The organism is Kribbella sindirgiensis (genome assembly GCF_004331435.1).
Lineage (GTDB): Bacteria > Actinomycetota > Actinomycetes > Propionibacteriales > Kribbellaceae > Kribbella > Kribbella sindirgiensis.
In genome coordinates this window covers 255920-273539 of sequence record NZ_SJKA01000005.1, presented here as the reverse complement: position 1 = coordinate 273539, position 17620 = coordinate 255920, and the positions used below count along the sequence as shown (strand labels likewise).

The 17620-nt window shown below is 69.1% G+C and carries 15 protein-coding genes; 11 read left to right on the top strand and 4 right to left on the bottom strand.

The features are described 5' to 3' along the window. Position 1 precedes the first annotated feature (1 nt). From E0H50_RS16305 to E0H50_RS16280, 6 genes are read left to right on the top strand one after another with little or no spacing between them, the layout of a single operon-like run. A complete protein-coding gene (locus E0H50_RS16305; RefSeq protein ID WP_165547158.1) occupies positions 2-1123 on the top strand; it encodes a class I SAM-dependent methyltransferase in 1122 nt (373 codons plus the stop codon). A 2-nt stretch (positions 1124-1125) separates the two neighbouring features. Next, on the top strand, positions 1126-2397 hold the full coding sequence (locus tag E0H50_RS16300; RefSeq protein ID WP_131289059.1) for an MATE family efflux transporter: 1272 nt from the start codon (positions 1126-1128) through the stop codon (positions 2395-2397). Then, the gene (locus E0H50_RS16295) at positions 2394-3344 is read left to right on the top strand and encodes a glycosyltransferase family 2 protein (protein ID WP_131289057.1); all 951 of its coding nucleotides are present in this window, start codon (positions 2394-2396) and stop codon (positions 3342-3344) included. The genes E0H50_RS16300 and E0H50_RS16295 overlap by 4 nt, the downstream gene beginning before the upstream one ends. Continuing rightward, the gene (locus tag E0H50_RS16290; RefSeq protein ID WP_131289055.1) at positions 3341-4597 is read left to right on the top strand and encodes a polysaccharide pyruvyl transferase family protein; all 1257 of its coding nucleotides are present in this window, start codon (positions 3341-3343) and stop codon (positions 4595-4597) included. The genes E0H50_RS16295 and E0H50_RS16290 overlap by 4 nt, the downstream gene beginning before the upstream one ends. 2 nt (positions 4598-4599) lie before the next feature. Further along, the gene (locus tag E0H50_RS16285; RefSeq protein WP_131289053.1) at positions 4600-5148 is read left to right on the top strand and encodes a dTDP-4-dehydrorhamnose 3,5-epimerase family protein; all 549 of its coding nucleotides are present in this window, start codon (positions 4600-4602) and stop codon (positions 5146-5148) included. Further along, positions 5145-6473, top strand: a complete 1329-nt coding sequence (locus E0H50_RS16280; protein WP_131289051.1) for a glutamate-1-semialdehyde 2,1-aminomutase — start codon at positions 5145-5147, stop codon at positions 6471-6473. Before E0H50_RS16285 ends, E0H50_RS16280 begins: the two co-directional genes overlap by 4 nt. Here the strand turns inward: E0H50_RS16280 and E0H50_RS16275 are convergent. Both E0H50_RS16275 and E0H50_RS16270 read right to left on the bottom strand, forming a co-directional pair. Further along, positions 6445-7140 (bottom strand): phosphatase PAP2 family protein, encoded by a 696-nt coding sequence (locus E0H50_RS16275; RefSeq protein ID WP_131289049.1) that lies wholly within the window; start codon positions 7138-7140, stop codon positions 6445-6447. The two genes, E0H50_RS16280 and E0H50_RS16275, sit on opposite strands and share 29 nt — an antisense overlap. 55 nt (positions 7141-7195) lie before the next feature. Continuing rightward, entirely contained in the window at positions 7196-8734 is a 1539-nt protein-coding gene (locus E0H50_RS16270) for a GMC oxidoreductase (RefSeq protein WP_165547157.1), read from the bottom strand. 269 nt (positions 8735-9003) lie between these two features. Between E0H50_RS16270 and E0H50_RS16265 the strand changes: the two genes are divergently transcribed. The 5 genes from E0H50_RS16265 to E0H50_RS16245 are packed head-to-tail and all read left to right on the top strand — an operon-like array spanning position 9004 to position 14464. Further along, the gene (locus E0H50_RS16265; protein ID WP_131289044.1) at positions 9004-10500 is read left to right on the top strand and encodes a sugar transferase; all 1497 of its coding nucleotides are present in this window, start codon (positions 9004-9006) and stop codon (positions 10498-10500) included. Next, positions 10501-11430 carry a GDP-L-fucose synthase family protein gene (locus E0H50_RS16260; protein ID WP_131289042.1) on the top strand — a complete coding sequence of 310 codons (930 nt, stop codon included), beginning with the start codon at positions 10501-10503 and terminating at the stop codon, positions 11428-11430. Then, positions 11427-12413 (top strand): GDP-mannose 4,6-dehydratase, encoded by a 987-nt coding sequence (gene gmd, locus E0H50_RS16255; RefSeq protein WP_131289040.1) that lies wholly within the window; start codon positions 11427-11429, stop codon positions 12411-12413. The genes E0H50_RS16260 and gmd overlap by 4 nt, the downstream gene beginning before the upstream one ends. Next, a complete protein-coding gene (locus E0H50_RS16250) occupies positions 12410-13186 on the top strand; it encodes a WecB/TagA/CpsF family glycosyltransferase (RefSeq protein ID WP_131289037.1) in 777 nt (258 codons plus the stop codon). Before gmd ends, E0H50_RS16250 begins: the two co-directional genes overlap by 4 nt. A gap of 9 nt (positions 13187-13195) precedes the next feature. After that, entirely contained in the window at positions 13196-14464 is a 1269-nt protein-coding gene (locus tag E0H50_RS16245; protein ID WP_131289035.1) for an MATE family efflux transporter, read from the top strand. On the opposite strand, the gene E0H50_RS16240 is transcribed toward E0H50_RS16245, so the two are convergent. After that, complete coding sequence (locus E0H50_RS16240) at positions 14451-15950, bottom strand: fibronectin type III domain-containing protein (RefSeq protein WP_238151006.1); 1500 nt, start codon at positions 15948-15950, stop codon at positions 14451-14453. The genes E0H50_RS16245 and E0H50_RS16240 overlap by 14 nt on opposite strands. Before the next feature lie 56 nt (positions 15951-16006). Beyond that, positions 16007-17536 (bottom strand): WD40 repeat domain-containing protein, encoded by a 1530-nt coding sequence (locus E0H50_RS16235; protein ID WP_131289033.1) that lies wholly within the window; start codon positions 17534-17536, stop codon positions 16007-16009. Between the last annotated feature and the right edge of the window lie 84 nt (positions 17537-17620).

Sequence of the window (17620 nt, the reverse complement as noted above, 5' to 3'; positions counted from 1 at the left end):
AGTGACCTTCAAGTGTCGTGGGTGCGCGGCGGAGGACGTCGTACCGGTGGTCGATCTGGGGCCGCAGCCGTGCGCGGACCTCTTCCCGCTCGCGGACACACCCGGCCCGGATCCGCGCTGGCCGCTCGCGCTGTGGCTGTGCCGGGTCTGCACCTTGGTCCAGCTCGGTCCGGTCGAGGCGCAGATCGCGGAGGAGCCGTTGGCGGTCGAGTCGGCGACCAGCCGGGCGCACGCGGAGGAGTCGGTGAAGGAGATCCTCAGCGAGCATCCGGAGCTCAGCAAGGGAACCGTGTTCGAGTTCACGAGCCCCCACGGCGGCTCATGGCTGGAGCACCTGTCCGCCGCGGGCTGCAGGCCCGTCGGGGACGGTGAGCGGGCGGATCTGGTGATCGATGTGCACGGGATCGTGCACGAGCCGCAGTACGGCGACTCGCTGAGGCTGCGGGCGCAACGGCTCGCACCGGGCGGCCTGCTGGTGATGGAGTTCCACCACCTGTTGCCGTTGTTCATCGGGAACCAGTTCGACACGATCCGGCACGGGCACTGGGCGTACGTCTCGTTGCGTGCGCTACGGAACCTCGTCGCCCTGCACGGTCTGGCGGTCGAGTCGGTCAAGCAGGTCGACATGTTCGGCGGCAGCCTGATGGTGATGCTCCGGCACACGGCCGATGCGGAACCGGACGCGTCGGTCGACGTGGTGCTGGAGGACGAGGACGCCGCGGGCATCGCCGACGAGGTACAGCTCGGTAGCCTGCAGGAGGCCGCCTGGCATGCGGCCGGCGCGCTGCACGACGAGCTGGCCCGGCACAAGGCGGCCGGACGCACCGTCGTCGGGTACGGCGCTCCTTCCAAGGCGCCGGTGCTCCTCGACCTCAGCAAGGTGACGACGGACCTGCTGCCGTTCACCGTCGACCTCGCGCCCGGCAAGCACGGCCGCCGGATCCCCGGTGGCTGCATGGTGCCGATCCGTCCGGTCGAGGACCTGAAGGCCGCGCGGCCGGACGTCGTCCTCGTCCTCACGTGGGACATCGCGGACGAGATCATCGCCCAGCTGGAAGCCGACGGCGGGTGGGGTACGACGTACCTCGTCCCTCTCCCGGAGCCGCACGAAAGGGGACGCTGACCATGCGTGGCGTCCTGCGCCGGCTCACCTGGGGACTGGCTGACCAGGCGGTGACCAGCCTGGTCAGCTTTGTCGTGGGCATCGTCGTCGCCCGATCGCTGGGCGCGCTCGAGTTCGGCGCGTTCAGCCTGGCGTGGGTGACGTACGGCGTGGTGGTCAACATCTCGCGCGGTCTTGCGACCGATCCGCTCGCCGTGCGGTTCAGCGGTGTCGATCGCCCGCTCTGGCGGACGGCGGTCGCGAGTTCGTCGGGGATGGCGATCGTGGTCGGGCTCACGACCGGCGCGATCTCTGCCGGCGTCGGCACGGTACTCGGCGGCCGGATCGGAGCCGCCTTCGTCGCTCTGGGGATCGTGCTGCCCGGCCTGATGCTGCAGGACAGTTGGCGGTTCGCATTCTTCGCGGCCGGGCACGGCGGCAAGGCGTTCGTCAGTGACCTGACCTGGGCGCTGGCGCTCGTTCCGCTGCTGTTCCTGGCGTCACACGATGCCAGTGTGACCACGTTCGTTCTCGCCTGGGGCGGCGCCGGAGCCTTCGCCGCGCTGGTGAGCGGCGTGCAGGCCGGTGTCCTGCCCCGGGTGACGCGGGCGCGGCACTGGCTGCGTGACCACCGCGACCTCAGCCTGCGGTATCTGACCGAGAACGTCACCTTGAGCGGCGCCTACCAGCTGCGGATGTACGGTCTCGGAGCATTCGCGGGTGTCGCCGCTGTCGGCACCGTCCGCGGTGCGGAGATGCTCCTCGGGCCGTTCTTCATCGTGTTGTCCGGAATCGGCCTGGTCGCGGTGCCGGAGGCAGCCCGTGTCCTGCGGCGAGCGGCGCGGAGACTGTGGGTCTTCTGCCTGCTGCTCGGCGGCGCGCAGGCGGCCGCCGCGCTCGCCTGGGGACTGTTGCTGCTGGTCGCGCTGCCGGACAGCTGGGGGCGCGCGCTGCTGGGTGAGGTCTGGCTGACCGCTGCGGCCTTGGTGCTTCCGGCAACCCTCTCGGTGACGTTCGCGGGCTTCAATACCGGCGCGGCAGCAGGTCTGCGCGCGCTGGGTATCGCCCGGCGCAGCCTGAAGGCCCAACTCTTCGCGTCGGCGTTCTACCTGGTCGGAGGTGTCAGCGGCGGCGCGATCGGCGGTGCGCTCGGATCGGCTTGGGGCGCGGCCTGCGCCACCTTCTGCGCCGCGTTCGTCTGGTGGGTCACGCTGCGCGCCGGAATCCGTGAGCGCGTGCGGTTGGAATCGGAGCTCGACTCCGTGCAGGAGACACCTGAAATGAGGAACACATGAACGCTGTACCGCGGCTGACTGTCGGCCTCCCGGTCTACAACGGCGAGAAATACCTGGCCGAGTCACTGAACGCGCTGCTGGGACAGAGCTACGGCGACTACCGGCTGATCATCTCCGACAACGCCTCGACCGACAGCACCGAGGAGATCTGCCGGGAGTACGCGGCCGGCGACCCGCGGATCAGCTACCACCGCCAGCCGGTGAACATCGGTGCCACGCCGAACCACAACTGGTGTTTCGAGCAGTCCGGCACCGAGCTGTTCAAGTGGGCGTCGTACGACGACCTGTACGGCAAGGATCTGCTGGGACGGTGCATCGAAGCGCTCGACGACGATCCGCACCTGGTGCTCGCGCATGCCTATCAGGCGATCATCGACGGCAACGGCGACATCGTGCTCGAGGTCGACTACCCGCTCGACACCGCCAACCCGCATGCTCCGGACCGGTTCCGCAGCTTGCTGTTCGACGTCGGCGGTGACGACTTCTACGGGGTGATGCGGTCCGACATCCTCCGCCGGACGCCGCTGAACGGCAGCTACCACCACTCCGATCGCACGATCATGGCCGAGCTGGCCCTGTACGGCCGGTTCCATCAGGTGCCGGAGTTGCTGTTCTTCCGCCGGGACCATCCCGACCGTGCCGAGCGGGCGAAGCCGACGATCCGCTCCCGCTCCGCGAACATGGAGCCCCGCCGGTCGAGCCGCCTGCGGCACCCGACGGTCCGCCTGGTCGGCGAATACGTGAACGGTTTCGTCGGCGGCATCCGCCGGGCGCCGCTCTCGTCGGCCGATCGCCGCGAGTGCTACGGCCACCTGGCTCGCTGGATGGCCAGCCGTGCGGTCCGCCGTTCGACGGGCCGCATCGAGGACAGCAAGCCGGCCACAGCGCCGACCAGGATCCCGGAGAGCTCTGGCGTCGTCGGGCATGGGGAGGTCTCGCAGACATGAGTTCTCTGAGTTCTCCAGGCACGCCGGCACGTGTCGCCTTCTTCGGCCTGCTGGGATCCGGCAACCTTGGCAACCACGGGTCGCTCGACGCGATGCTGGCCTTCGTCCGGAGCAGGCATCCGGAGGCGGAGATCAGCTGTATCTGCGCCGGACCGGAGGAGTTCGAGCGGCAGTACGGCATCCCCGCGGTCGCGATGACCTGGTACCAGGAGCACGGACCCGGCCGGACCAGGGTGGACGACGTCGCGCGCAAGATGTTCGGCAAGGTGGCCGACCTGGCGCGAATGCCGCGGGTGGTCCGCGGGTACGACGTGGTGATCGTGCCGGGCATGGGGGTTTTCGAGACGACGCTCGAGCTGCGCCCGTGGGGTTTCCCGTACGCGCTGTTCCTGATGTCGCTGTCGGCCAGGATGACCGGTGCGAAGACCGCGTTCGTCAACGTGGGCGCGAACATCGCCCGTGAGCGAACGCTGCGATGGTTGTTCACCGGGGCCGCGCGGCTCGCGACGTACCGCTCGTACCGGGATGTGTACTCCAGGGACGCGATGCGGCAGATGGGCCTCGACACCAGTCGCGACGAGGTCCGTCCGGACCTCGCCTTCGCACTGCCCGCGCCCGCTCCCGTCGAGCACCGGCATCCGACCGTGGGCCTGGGCGTGATGGCTTACCGCGGTACGAACGCGGATCGGGACCGGGCCGACGAGATCTACGCGACGTACACCGCCGGGATCGTCGAGTTCGCCCGCTGGCTCGTCGACGCCGGCTACCGGATCCGGCTCGTGACCGGCGATCCGTCCGACCTGTCGGTCGTCGAGGCGGTGTCCGACGACCTGCGGCGGACCCGGCCGGAGTCCGCCGGGAAGCAACTGATCAGCGAGCCGGCCGAATCGCTCGGCGAACTGATGAACCAGCTGGCCGGGGTCGACGTGGTCGTCGCGTCGAGGTACCACAACGTGGTGGCCGCGCTGAAACTGTCCAAGCCGACCATCTCGATCAGCTACGGGACCAAGAGCGACGCCTTGATGGAACAGATGCGGCTGGCCGAGTTCCGGCAGCCGATCCGGGATCTCGACGTACCGCGGCTGATCGACCAGTTCCGCGCGCTCGAGGCTCGCGCCCCGAGCGTGGTGCCGGCCCTGCGGGCCAGGAACGCCGAGTACCTCGAGTCGCTCGGCCAGCAGTACGACGTACTGTCCGCGGCGTTGTTCGGGGCGGAGACCTCGTCCCGCGTCGCGCTTGATCAGGGGGAGTAGCGATGGATGTGATCGAAGTGCCGGCGATCGCCGGGGCGTGGGTGTTCCGGCCGACGCCCCACGTCGATGAGCGCGGGTTCTTCTCGCGCACGTTCGACCGCGACGCGGTGTCGGCTGCCGGGCTCGACCCGGACGGGTTCGTGCAGGACAGTATCTCGCGCTCGCGGCGCGGGGTCGTCCGCGGGATGCACGTCCGGTCCGGAGCGGGCGAAGCCAAGCTCGTCAGGTGTTCGTACGGCGCGGTGTTCGACGTGGTCGTCGACCTGCGCCCGGGCTCACCGACGTACCGCAATCGCGAGGTCTTCGACCTGACCGGCGACAACCAGGTGACGGTCTATGTGCCGGCCGGTTGCGCGCACGGTTTCCAGGCCTTGACCGAGCCGGCGGACGTGTCGTACCGGATCGACCGCGCGCACGACCCGGCCGAGGACGTGTCGATCAGGTACGACGACCCGGACCTGGACATCCCCTGGCCGCTCCCGGTCACGCTGATGTCCGACCGGGACAAGGCCGCACCGTCACTGGCTCTGGCTGCTGCGAGGTTGTCATGAGCAACCCGAAGGAGAAGTCTTTCGAGAAGTCCGTCGCGGCGAACAAGCGGCTGCACGATCTGATCCCGGGCGGCGCCCACACCTACGCCAAGGGGGACGACCAGTATCCGTTCGAGATGGCGCCGGTGATCTCGCACGGTGCGGGCGCACACGTCTGGGACATCGACGGCAACGAGTACATCGAGTACGGCTCCGGGCTCCGGGCGGTCAGTCTCGGCCACGCTCACCCGAGGGTCGTCGAGGCGGTCCGGCGCGAGCTCGACCGCGGCAGCAACTTCGTCCGCCCGAGTATCGTCGAGCTGGAGGCCGCCGAGCGCTTCCTCGCCGCGGTGCCGACGGCCGAGATGGTGAAGTTCGCCAAGAACGGCTCGGACGCGACCACCGCCGCAGTCAGGCTGGCCCGCGCGGTCACCGGCCGCCCGCTGGTCGCGATCTGCGCGGACCACGCGTTCTTCTCGGTCGACGACTGGTTCATCAGCCGAACCGCGATGTCCGCAGGCATCCCCGACCAGATCAGCGATCTGACCGTCGCGTTCCCGTACGGCGATCTGGCCGCGACCGAAGAATTGCTGATCCGCCACGAAGGCGAGATCGCGTGCCTGATTCTCGAGGCCGCGACCCAGCACGATCCGCCGGCCGGCTACCTCGAAGGCCTGCGCGACCTTGCCCACCGCCACGGCGCGCTGCTGGTCTTCGACGAGATGATCACCGGCTTCCGCTTCTCGGCCTCCGGCGCGCAAGGCTTGTACGGCGTGACGCCGGACCTGTCCACCTTCGGCAAGGCGCTCGGCAACGGGTTCGCCGTGTCCGCTTTGGCAGGGCGCCGCGAACTCATGGAACGCGGCGGTCTACGGGACAGTCACGAACGGGTCTTCCTGCTGTCCACGACGCACGGTGCCGAGACCCACGCGCTCGCCGCGGCCATCGCGGTGATGGATGTCTACGCGGAGGAGGGGATTGCGAGCCGGTTGCACGACCTCGGGGAGAAGCTCTCGGCCGGTGTCCGCGAGGTAGCGGCCGCGGCGGGCGTCCAGGACCATGTCGTGGTCCGCGGCCGGGCCAGCAATCTCGTGTTCGCGACGCTCGACGAGAACCTGGAGCCGTCGCAGAGCTACCGCACGTTGTTCCTGCGTGAACTGCTGCTCGGTGGAGTGATCGGACCGTCGTTCGTGGTGAGCAGCGCCCTGACCGACGAGGACATCACGCGAACGGTCGAGGTGGTGGCCGCGGCGTGCGCGACGTACCGCAAGGCGCTCGACGACGGAGATCCAAGGGGGTGGACCGGCGGACGACCGGTCAAGCCGGTGTTCCGCCGTTACGTGTAGGCCGGACCGTTCTGAGCCTGACCAACTGGTCGATCGCTGCGGCTGTCAGCGGTACCACGAGCAGCGCACAGCCGAAACCACCAAGAACGTCAGTCGGGTAGTGGGCGGTCAGCGTGATCTGCGCCCAGGCCATCAGCCCACCGCCCAGGACGACGGTGGCCAGCGCGATCGCCGGTCCCGTGACTGCGCCGGCGTGCAGCAGGTCGGCCAGCAGCAGACCCACGACCATCGCAGCTGCCGTGACCGCCGCGGTGTGCCCGCTGGGATACGACAGGAAGCCGTCGTGGATGCGCCGATCCACGATCGGCTTGAGGACTGTGCTCAGCACGCTGACCGCGGCGATGCCCACCACGGCTGTGGCGGCCAGCGCAGGACGCTTGGCGACCAAGCAGAGTGCGGTTACTGCCAGGACCATCATTGCCCGCCCGACAGGTTCGCCGAGCCAGTCCACGCGGTGGGCCAGGTCCCACGCACCGGCGGCTGAACCGTCGACCAGGTGCTGCACCCAGCGGTCGATCCGGGCAGGGCCGCTGTCGCCGGCGAACACCAGTGCCGGTACGACGAGCAGCAGTGCCCCGATGGCCGCCGAAAAGCGCAGAGTTGGTGCGAGTGCGGGCGGTGCGGCCGCACGTGCTCGGACCGCTCGTGGATTACCGGCTGACACCATTCCCCACCCCCACGATTCAGTCTATGCCGGGCCCGACGCTGTGACTCCGAGCGCGTCAGCCGTGTGTGAGGACCCGGCGGAGATGGTCGGCGAGACGGAGAGACAGCGCCACGATCGTCAGGGTCGGATTGGACGCACCGTACGTGGGGAAGACCGACGATCCGGCGACGTAGAGGTTCGCCACGGAGTGCACGCGTGAGTCGGCGTCGACAACGCCTTTCCTCGGATCGACGTTCATCCGCGTGGTGCCCATGTGGTGATGGCTGCCTTCGACAAGGGTCGCGGGAACGTCGTCGAACATTGTCTTGACGTACCCGAATCCGCTGGTCCGGAAGACGGCGTCGAGGATCCCGGTCGAGGTCCGGATGGATTCGTGGTCCTGAGCCGTCGGCCGCCACGTCACCCGTGCGACGGGGACCCCCAGGTCGTCGCGGCGAGACCCGAGTGAGACTCGCGAGTCCCTGTTCGGTGCATGCTCGCCTTGAGCGCGCAGTACGAGTGTGCGCGGACGGGACACCACCGAGCTCAGCGCCATGTCCGCGAGATTGGGAAGGCCCTCGACGAGGTTGCGAAGGTGCGTGCCGACCCCCTCGACCCAGGGCCGCCTGCCGATCGCCTTGTGCAGGGTCGAGAGCGACCGGACCGCGGGTGTCGCGGCCGCGGCCGGACGAGGGACGAGATAGAAGGCGCAGTTCAGCAGGTCCTTGTCACGCTGGATCCGTTCGGCGATCCGGAGGGCACCGGTCGCGTCGTTCCGGCGGAAGAAGAAGGCCGCGTCGTCCACCGTCCTGGAGCCGGACAGGACGACGTGCCCGACAGGCAGCGCCATTCGCTCGCCGAAGTAACGTCCGACAAGATCGTACTCGTTGCCCAGCCCATGGCCGCTGCCGGCGGTCAGCAGCAGCCTGGCGTTCTCGATCCCTCCCGTGGCGAGCACGACCAAGCGGGGTCGCACGACCACCCGACTACGGTCTTCGCGGACGGCGGTAACCGCTTCGACGCGCCGACCGGATGGATCGGTCGTGATGCCGGCCACCCGGCAACGCAGCAGTACGCGCACGTTGGACGCGTTCGTGAGCAGCGGGAGGGCGTCCTGAAAGTCCGTATCGCTGAACTGAAACAGCGTGGTCTCGAGTTCGACGTCCTGAACCGGGGCCGCGGGCCGTCCGTCCGCGGTGGGGTCTCCGTTGACCAGATCGTAAGGAGCCAGTCCGCAGCCGTGCTGGGCGCGGACGTAGTACGGAATCAGATGGTCGCGATCGAACGGCCACCCGGACTCCGGCCGCTGAGGCCGAGTCTCGAAGTCGATCGGATCCAGCGGACGAGCTGCCCAGCCGCCGTCCAGGAGGTGCGGATGCCGGAGCGTTCCGCCGAAGGCCCGCACCCTCGATTCCTCGAGCAGGTGCAGTGGATAGCCGTCGATCTCGCCCCTGCTCGGCCATTGCGCGCGGCGCTCGACGTTCGGCCCCCCGCTCTCCAGCAGGCAGACCCGGATTCCACTGCCGGCCAGTTCCCGCGCAATACTGATCCCCGCGGGTCCGGCACCAACGATGCAGAGGTCGGCGACGACCTCTTCCCCCTCTGAACTCTCCAAGGCGACAGGCCCCCCAGGTCGCACAACACCACAAAAGACTTCAAGCGATTTCCCCTCGGCTCAGGATAGGGCAAGCCGCGTCGTTTGTGGGTCACATAAGGATCTCGTCAAGTTCTCCACAGGCGGTTGGGTGGGTCGCCACCGCGGACCTGCGTACGTAGTAATGTTCGGTGACCCCACGTCGACGCGCGGGTGAACAAGGACACACTGCAGACTGCGGCGGACACTGTAAGTGACCGCGCCGTTGCGGGAGGGAACGAGAGGCCGCTGTGAGCGGAGCAGAAGCGCCGGACGCTGTGGACAGCCGTCGGCCGCTCTGGGTCGTCCCGCACGAGGTTCCGGCGATCGTTCCGCTGCCGTCGCGTTCGACCGAGCCGCGCTGGGTCGGCGTGTACCGCTGGGCCGCGGTCGGCGGCGATCTGCTCGCCGCCATGCTCGGTGTCTCGATCGCGCTGCTGACCCGGTTCGGGTACCACGTCGGCCCCAGCTATCTCGTGGTGAGCAGCGTGCTGCCGCTCGCCTGGGTGGCTGCGGTCGCGTTGTCGAAGGGGTACGACTCGCGGTTCTACGGGGCCGGGCCGGACGAGTTCCGGTCGCTGCTGCGGGCCGGCGTCGGACTCACCGCGGCGGTCGCGATGACGTCGTACGTGACCAGGGCCGAGATCGCCCGGGGCTTCGTGGTGCTGGCGATCCCGGTGATGGTGGTGGCCGCGTTGCTGCTGCGGTACGCGTTGCGGAAGGACCTGCACCGGCACCGGGTCAGAGGCCGCTGCATGCACAGGGTTCTCGTGGTCGGGCGAAGTGGCCCGGCCGCAACACTTTGTGAGCACTTGGAGAGCCGCCCGACCGACGGGTTCCGGGTCGTCGCGACCTGCCGCCCGCGCGAGGACGGCAGTGGTGACCGGAACGGCCCGATGCATCCCGAGGAGCTCGACGAGCCGGACATCCTGGCCGCGGCCGACCGGCACGCGGTCGAGGTGGTGGCGATCGCGACCGACCCGGAACTGGCCGGCCAGTCGCTGCGCCGGCTGTCCTGGGCGCTGGAACAGCGCGGCATCGAGCTGATCGTGTCCCCGGGCATCATCGAGGTGGCCGGTCCGCGGATCTCGGTCCGGCCGGTGGCCGGACTGTCCCTGCTGCACCTGGAGCGGCCGTCGGTCAGCGGCGGACCGCACCTGATGAAGGCGGTCTTCGACCGGATCGTTGCCCTCGGCATCGTCGCCGTGCTCTCGCCGGTGCTGATCGGGCTGGCGCTGGCGGTGAAGCTGTCCAGCTCCGGTCCGGTGCTGTTCCGGCAGCAGCGGGTCGGCCGGGCGGGCGCCGAGTTCCAGATGCTCAAGTTCCGCAGCATGTACGTCGACGCGGAGGAGCGGCTCAGCGACCTGTACGCGTTGAGCGACGGCAACGGCGTGATCTTCAAGATGCGCAACGACCCGCGGATGACCCCGCTCGGCCGCTGGATCCGCCGGTTCTCGCTCGACGAGCTGCCGCAGCTGTTCAACGTGCTGCGCGGCGACATGTCGCTGGTCGGCCCGCGCCCGCCGCTGGCCGAGGAGGTCGCGCTGTACGCCGCCGACGACTCGCGGCGGATGCTGGTGAAGCCGGGGATGACCGGTCTGTGGCAGGTCAGCGGCCGCAGCGACCTGTCCTGGGACGAGTCGGTCCGCCTCGACCTGCGGTACGTCGACAACTGGTCGATGACCCTTGATCTGCTGATTCTCTGGAAGACCGTGCGCGCGGTGTTCTACGGCGCGGGAGCGTACTGAATGGATCTTCATGCACCGGTGTACGTCGCGGGGCACCGCGGCCTGGTCGGCTCGGCCCTGTGGCGCCGGCTGGACGCGGCCGGGTACACGCACCTGATCGGCGCCTCGTCGTCCGAGCTGGATCTGCGGGACCGCGCCGCGACGTTCGACTTCCTGCGCGAGCACCGGCCGGCCGTCGTGATCGACGCCGCGGCGCGGGTCGGCGGCATCCTCGCGAACCGCGACCACCCGACCGAGTTCCTCAGCGACAACCTGCGCATCCAGGTGAACCTGATGGACGCGGCCCTCGAGGTGCGGACGCCGCGGCTGCTGTTCCTCGGGTCGTCGTGCATCTACCCGAAGTACGCCGAGCAGCCGATCCGCGAGTCGAGCCTGCTGACCGGCGAGCTGGAGCCGACCAACGACGCGTACGCGATCGCCAAGATCGCGGGCATCATGCAGGTCCAGGCGGTCCGCCGGCAGTACGGCCTGCGCTGGATCTCCGCGATGCCGACCAACCTGTACGGCCCGAACGACAACTTCGACCCGACCTCGTCGCATGTGCTGCCGGCGTTGATCCGGCGGTTCCACGAGGCGCGAGAGGCCCAGGCGCCGGAGGTCGTGTTGTGGGGGAGCGGTACGCCGCGCCGCGAGTTCCTGCACGTGGACGACCTCGCCGACGCGTGCCTGCACCTGCTGGAGCAGTACGACGCGCCGGAGCCGATCAACGTCGGCGTCGGTGCCGACGTGACGATCCGGGAGCTGGCCGAGCTGGTCGCCCGGACGGTCGGCTACACCGGTGTGCTGAGCAACGATCTGTCCAAGCCGGACGGCACTCCGCGCAAGCTGCTCGACGTGAGCCGGCTGCAGGCGCTCGGCTGGAAGCCTTCCATTTCCCTCGAAGACGGTGTGGCCGCCACCTACCGCTGGTACGTGGAGAACGCCACATGAAGAAAGCATTCATCACCGGCATCACCGGCCAGGACGGTTCGTACCTGGCCGAGTTGCTGCTGTCCAAGGGCTACGAGGTGCACGGCCTGATCCGTCGCGCCAGCACCTTCAACACCAAGCGGATCGACCATCTGTACGAGGACCCGCACGCGCAGGACAAGCGGTTGTTCCTGCACTACGGCGACCTGACCGACGGTTCGCGACTGGTCACGCTGCTCGCGTCGATCCAGCCGTCCGAGGTCTACCACCTGGCCGCGCAGTCGCATGTCCGGGTCAGTTTCGACGAGCCGGAGTACACCGGTGACACCACCGGCATGGGGACGACGCGGCTGCTCGAGGCGATCCGGATGATCGGGCTGAACTGCCGGTTCTACCAGGCGTCGTCGTCGGAGATGTTCGGCGCGACCCCACCGCCGCAGAACGAGGACACCGCGTTCCACCCGCGATCGCCGTACGGCGCGGCGAAGCTGTACGGCTACTGGATGACCCGGAACTACCGCGAGGCGTACGACATGTTCGCGGTGAACGGGATCCTGTTCAACCACGAGTCCCCGCGGCGCGGCGAGACGTTCGTGACGCGGAAGATCACCCGCGCGGTCGCGGCGATCAGGACCGGTCGCCAGGATCGCCTGTACCTGGGCAATCTGGACGCCTGCCGGGACTGGGGCTACGCCCCGGAGTACGTCGAGGGCATGTGGCGGATGCTGCAGCACGACAACCCCGCGGACTACGTGATCGCGACCGGCACGTCGTACTCCGTCCGCGACTTCGTCCAACTCTCCTTCGCGCATGTCGGGCTGGACTGGGAGAAGTACGTCGACTACGACCGGCGGTACGAGCGTCCTACCGAGGTCGACTCGCTGATCGGGGACGCGTCCAAGGCCGCCGTCGAGCTCGGCTGGAAAGCGCAGGTGCATGTGCCCGAACTGGTCCGGATCATGGTCGACGCCGATCTTGCCGCACTGAAGGGGGAGGACTCGTGACCGACCTCCAGGCTGAACCCACCACCGCCGCCCGGGTCGACGTGCTCGGCATCCATGTCAGCGTCACGAATCTCGACCACACGGTCGATACGTTCGCCGGCTGGATCGAGCGGGGTGCACGGCACCTGGTGTGCGTCACCGACATGAACGCGTTGCTGCACGCCCGCGCCGACGAGCGGTTGACCGAGGTCTACAACACGTCGGGTCTGACCGTTCCGGACGGGATGCCGCTGGTGTGGGCCGGGCAGCGTGCCGGGTTCGAGGAGATGGACCGGGTCGCGGGACCTGATCTGCTCGAGCGGGTGCTGGCCGAGGCGGCGGAGCGCGGCTGGACGCAGTACTTCTACGGCGGCGCCGAGGGCGTGGCGGACGAGCTGCGCGAGCGGTTCCAGGAGCGGCATCCGGCGTTGAAGGTCGTCGGCGTCGAATGCCCGCCGTACCGTGCCCTCACCGACGCCGAGGACGCGGAGACGGTTGCCCGGATGAACGAGGCGCGGCCGGACATCGTCTGGGTCGGCCTCGGCGCGCCGAAGCAGGAGCGCTGGATGGCCGACCACCGCGACCGGCTGAACGCGACGATCCTGATCGGGGTCGGAGCGGCGTTCGACTTCCACACCGGCCGGCTGGACCGCGCGCCGTACTGGATGCAGCGCGCCGGGCTGGAGTGGAGCTACCGGCTGTACAAGGAGCCGCGGCGGCTCTGGAAGCGTTACGTGCTGGGGATTCCGCGATTCCTCCTGGGCGTGCTCCGCCATCCGCCACGCGCACTCTAGAGTGAGCTGGTGAAGTTCCGGCGGCCGAAACTACGTCGGCTGGCCGGACCGGCCGGTCGCGCGGGCTGGGGTCTTGCGGATCAGGGCTTGTCGAGCCTCAGCAACCTCGCCGTCGGAGTCGTCGTCGCGCGGTCGAGCACGGTCGCCGACTTCGGTGTCTACGCGCTCGCCTTCGGCGGCTACACGATCGCCCTGAACGTGTCGCGGGCGATCTCCACCGAGCCGCTCGCGGTCCGGTACTCCGGGGAACGAACCCCGGACTGGCAACGCGCCGTACGAGCCGGCACGGCGACCGCCCTGCTCGCCGGGTTCCTCGCGCTCGCGGTCGGGTTGGCAATCGCGGCGTTCCCCGGCGTGCCGTCGAAGGGCGTCCTGATCGCGTTCGCGGTGACCATGCCCGGCCTGCTGCTGCAGGACGCGTGGCGCTGGGCGTTCTTCGTCGTCGGCGAAGGGCAGAAGGCGTTCGTCAACGACCTGATCTGGCTGCTGGCGATGCTGGCGATCTTCGGCGGCCTCTATCTCACCGGTACGACGTCCGCCTTCACGCTCACGTTGGGGTGGGGACTCGGCGCCGTGATCGCCGCGATCGCCGGCCGCTTCCAGGCCGGTGTCGCGCCGCGCCGGCAGCTGATCCGCGAATGGGTCCGGCGGAACTGGGACCTGAGCCCGAAGTACGTCGGGGAGATGCTCGCGGTCTCCGGAACCATCCAGGTCTACATGCTCGGCATCACCGCGGCCGCCGGTCTCGTGGCGACCGCCGGGATCCGGGGAGCGCAGGTGCTGCTCGGCCCCGTGAACGTGCTGAACCAGGGCATCCGGATGATCTCCGTCCCCGAGGCGGCCCGGGCGTTGCGGCACTCGTACCGGCGGCTGTGGCTCGTCGGTCTGGCCATCTCGCTCGGCGTCGGCGCCGGGGCACTCGCGTGGGGCGCGATCTTCCTTCTGCTGCCCCCGGTCGTCGGCCGCGAACTGCTCGGCCCGGGCGTCTGGAACCAGGCCCACAGCGTGCTGGTCCCTGTCATCCTGCTGCAGGCCCTGGGTGCCTCCAACGCCGGTGCCTTCGCTATCCTCCGAGCCCTCACCGCCGCCACCCGCGGCCTCCGCGTCCGCTTGATCTCATCTGTCGTCCTCATCATCTGCGGCGTCGGCGGCGCTTTCCTCTGGGGCCCCAAGGGCGCAGCCTGGGGCCTGGCCGGTGCCTCCTTCGCCACCCTGCTCCTCTGGTGGAACGAAGCGCACCGCGCCATCGCCGCCCACCGCCGGGTCAGCGCACCGTGACGGTGGCGTAGCCGCCTCGTACGGCGTGATTCCCGTCGGAGACCTCGACGCGGTACGCCTGGGAGGTTCTGGAAGGCGCCGTGGTGTCGGTGAGTGTGACGGTGGGTCGCGACCAGAACGCGGAGCTGACGGTCGTGGCAGCGACGACGGTGTTGGTCGACCCGCGCAGGAGACGGTAGGTGAGACGCACGTCGTCGTTGTCCAGCGAGGCCTGGACGGTGGCCTTCACCTGACCGGCCGCCGGACTGGACAGTGTCGGCACCGCGGGCGCGAGCGGCGCGGCACCGGGCCCGATGTTGGTGAACCGGGTCAGCCCCTGCTGTCCGGCGCCGTTGACTTTGGTGAAGTCGCCGCCGACCCACAGATCGGTGCCGCCGCTGGCCGACACGAGCGGACCGACCTCCGTCGGCGGCCCGGCGTTCGTGTTCGGGAACCACGGCCCGAGTGACCCGTTCGCCGGGTTCTGCAGCAGCAAGAAATGGTTGCCGGTGCCGTCCTGGAAGGCTCCGGGACAGCTGTGGGCGTGGGACCCCTTGAACAGCCAGCCGTTCACGACGGTCACCGCCTCGGTCGCGCCCAGGCAGCTGTTCTTCCAGACCAGATTGCCGGTGGCAACATCGGCAGCCCAGGTCCCGTCGAAGCACCCCCACCCGTCGCCGGCGTTGGCGAAGTACACCCGGTTGCCGTACGTCTCGATGTCCTTCACCCGCGACGTGCACCCACTCGTCGGCAACGGTACGGCGGACGCCGCCGCGAAGGGCAGCAGTGCGCCGGTAGAGTTGTTGACACTGGCAACCGCCCAGCGACTCGTCCCGCGGACCTTGGCGAACGTCCCACCCAGATAGACCTTCGAGTTGTCGTCGGCCGCGTCGATCGCGTAGACGTCGTTGTCCGCGTTCGGGTTCCACGGCAGCAGTGCGCCGGTGACGGTGCTGATCGCGGCTGCCCTGTTCCGGGTCACGCCGTTGACGAGCCCGAAGGACCCGCCGAAGTACAGACTGCTTCCGCCGACCGCCAGCGCCTTCACCCGGTACGACACGCGCGGCGCGATGGCCGGGACCAGGGCGCCGGTCGCGGTGTCGAAGGCGGCGATCCGGTTCCGGACCTGGCCGTCGACGCGGGTGAAGTCCCCGCCGACGTACACCCTGGACCCGTTGGGCGACGCGACGACCGCCCAGACGACGCCGTTCAGGACATGGTTGAAGCCGGAGTCGAGCGCGCCGGTGCTCTGGCTGAACGCGGCCAGATACGTCCGGCCGGTCTGGTGGGTCCCGGCCACCGCGCCCGGCGGACGCACCTTCAGGAACCGGCCCCCGACGTATACCTTGCCCTTGGCAACCGCCAGCCCGAGCACGCTGGCGTCGGTCTGCCAGGCCGACGCGGCGACAGCGGTCAGTCCCGCCCCCGTGCCGAGCGCGGGTGGTGCCGGCACCGTCCCGAGCAGCAGCCCGCCGATGCCCAACGCAACAAAGAATCCTCGCCCCATGATCGATCCCCCCAGTCACCAAGTTACGACTGAGGGTGTCGATCCGGAAGAGACCGTTACGGGATCTTCACGCTGGCGCCGGCGCCCTTCCTGATGTTGCGGCCGTCGTGGACCTCCACGTGGTACGTGTACGTGGAGCCGCGGGCGAGGCCGCGGTCGACCACCTGGTAGGTCTTACGGGCCTGCCAGAAGTACGACGTGTACTTGTTCGAGCCGACGTTCAGCGAGCCACGGAAGACGTTGTACGTCAGCGTCAGGTTGTCGAGATCGTAGGTGTCGCTGTAGCTCACGTACACCCGCCCGGACGTCGTCGCGGTCAGCGTCGGAGCCTTCGGCAGGCCGGGAGCCGCACCGCCCGGCGTGTTCGTGAACCGCGTGATACCTACCTGGATCGTGCCGTTCACGTGCAGGAAGTCACCGCCGACCCAGAGGTCGGTCGCGGTGCCGGCCATCGCCAGCGGGCCGACCTGGGTGGTGCTCTTCGGGTTCGCGTCGGTGTTCGGGAACCACGGCCCGAGGTTGCCGTTGATCGCGCTCTCGACCAGCAGGTAGTGCGTCCCCGTGCCGTCCGGGAATCCGTTCGGCGACGAGGAGCAGTTGTGCGCGTGCGAGCCCTTGTAGAGCCAGTTGCCGATCGCCTTGATCGCCTCGGTCGCGCCCAGGCACTTGTTCTGCCACAGCAGCTTGCCGGTCGACACCTGTGCGGCCAGTACGCCGTCGTAGCAGCCGCCGCCGTCGCCGCCGTTGGAGACGTACACGTTGTCGCCCAGGGTGTCGATGTCCTTCACCCGGGTCGTGCAGGTCGCGGTCGGCTTCGGGATCGCGGCCGCCGCCGGGAAGGCGAACGCCGCGCCGGTGGTGTTGTTCAGCATCGCCAGCGAGTAGTGGTCCTTGCCGTTGATCGTGCTGAACGGTCCGCCGACGAACACGCGGGTGCCGTTGTCGGAGACGTCGACGGCGTACACGTCGCTGTTCGCGTTCGGGTTCCACGGCAGGAGGTCGCCCTGGATCAGCCGGACCGCGCCCAGCCGGTTGCGGGTCGCGCCGTCGATCGCGCGGAACGCGCCGCCGATGAACACGCTGTTGCCGTAGATCGCCAGTGCCTTCACCCGGGCCGCCACGACCGGGTCCCAGGCCGCGACCAGCTTGCCGGTGGCGACCGAGAACATCGCGATCTTGCTGCGCCGGATGCCGTTCACGGTGGTGAAGTCACCGCCGATCACCACCCACTTGCCGTCGGGGCTGGTGGCGATGGCATAGACCGGACCGTTGAGGACCGGCGCGAACCCGGTCGGCCTGCCGGTGGTGCGGTCGAACGCGGCGACGTACGAGCGCTGGGCCTCCGCCGCCTGGCCGGACGCCATACCCGGCTGCCGGAGCCGGGTGAACAGGCCGCCGGCGTACACGGTGTTCCCGGCGATCGCCAGCGCGTTCACGCTGTTGTTGGTCTGCCACGAGGTCTGCTTGATCGCGGACACCGCGGATGCGAAGCCCGGCGTCGCTGCCTGCACCGGAGGTCCGGAGGGAATCAACGCGGCGGCGAGTACTGCCGCACCGGTGATCAGGGCGAGCACTAACTTCTTCATTTATGTCCTTACACAGGCGGGGGCGTAACAGTGCGTGCCTCATCACGCACCAGCGGCGGACATTACCGCTGGAGGAGGCCGACC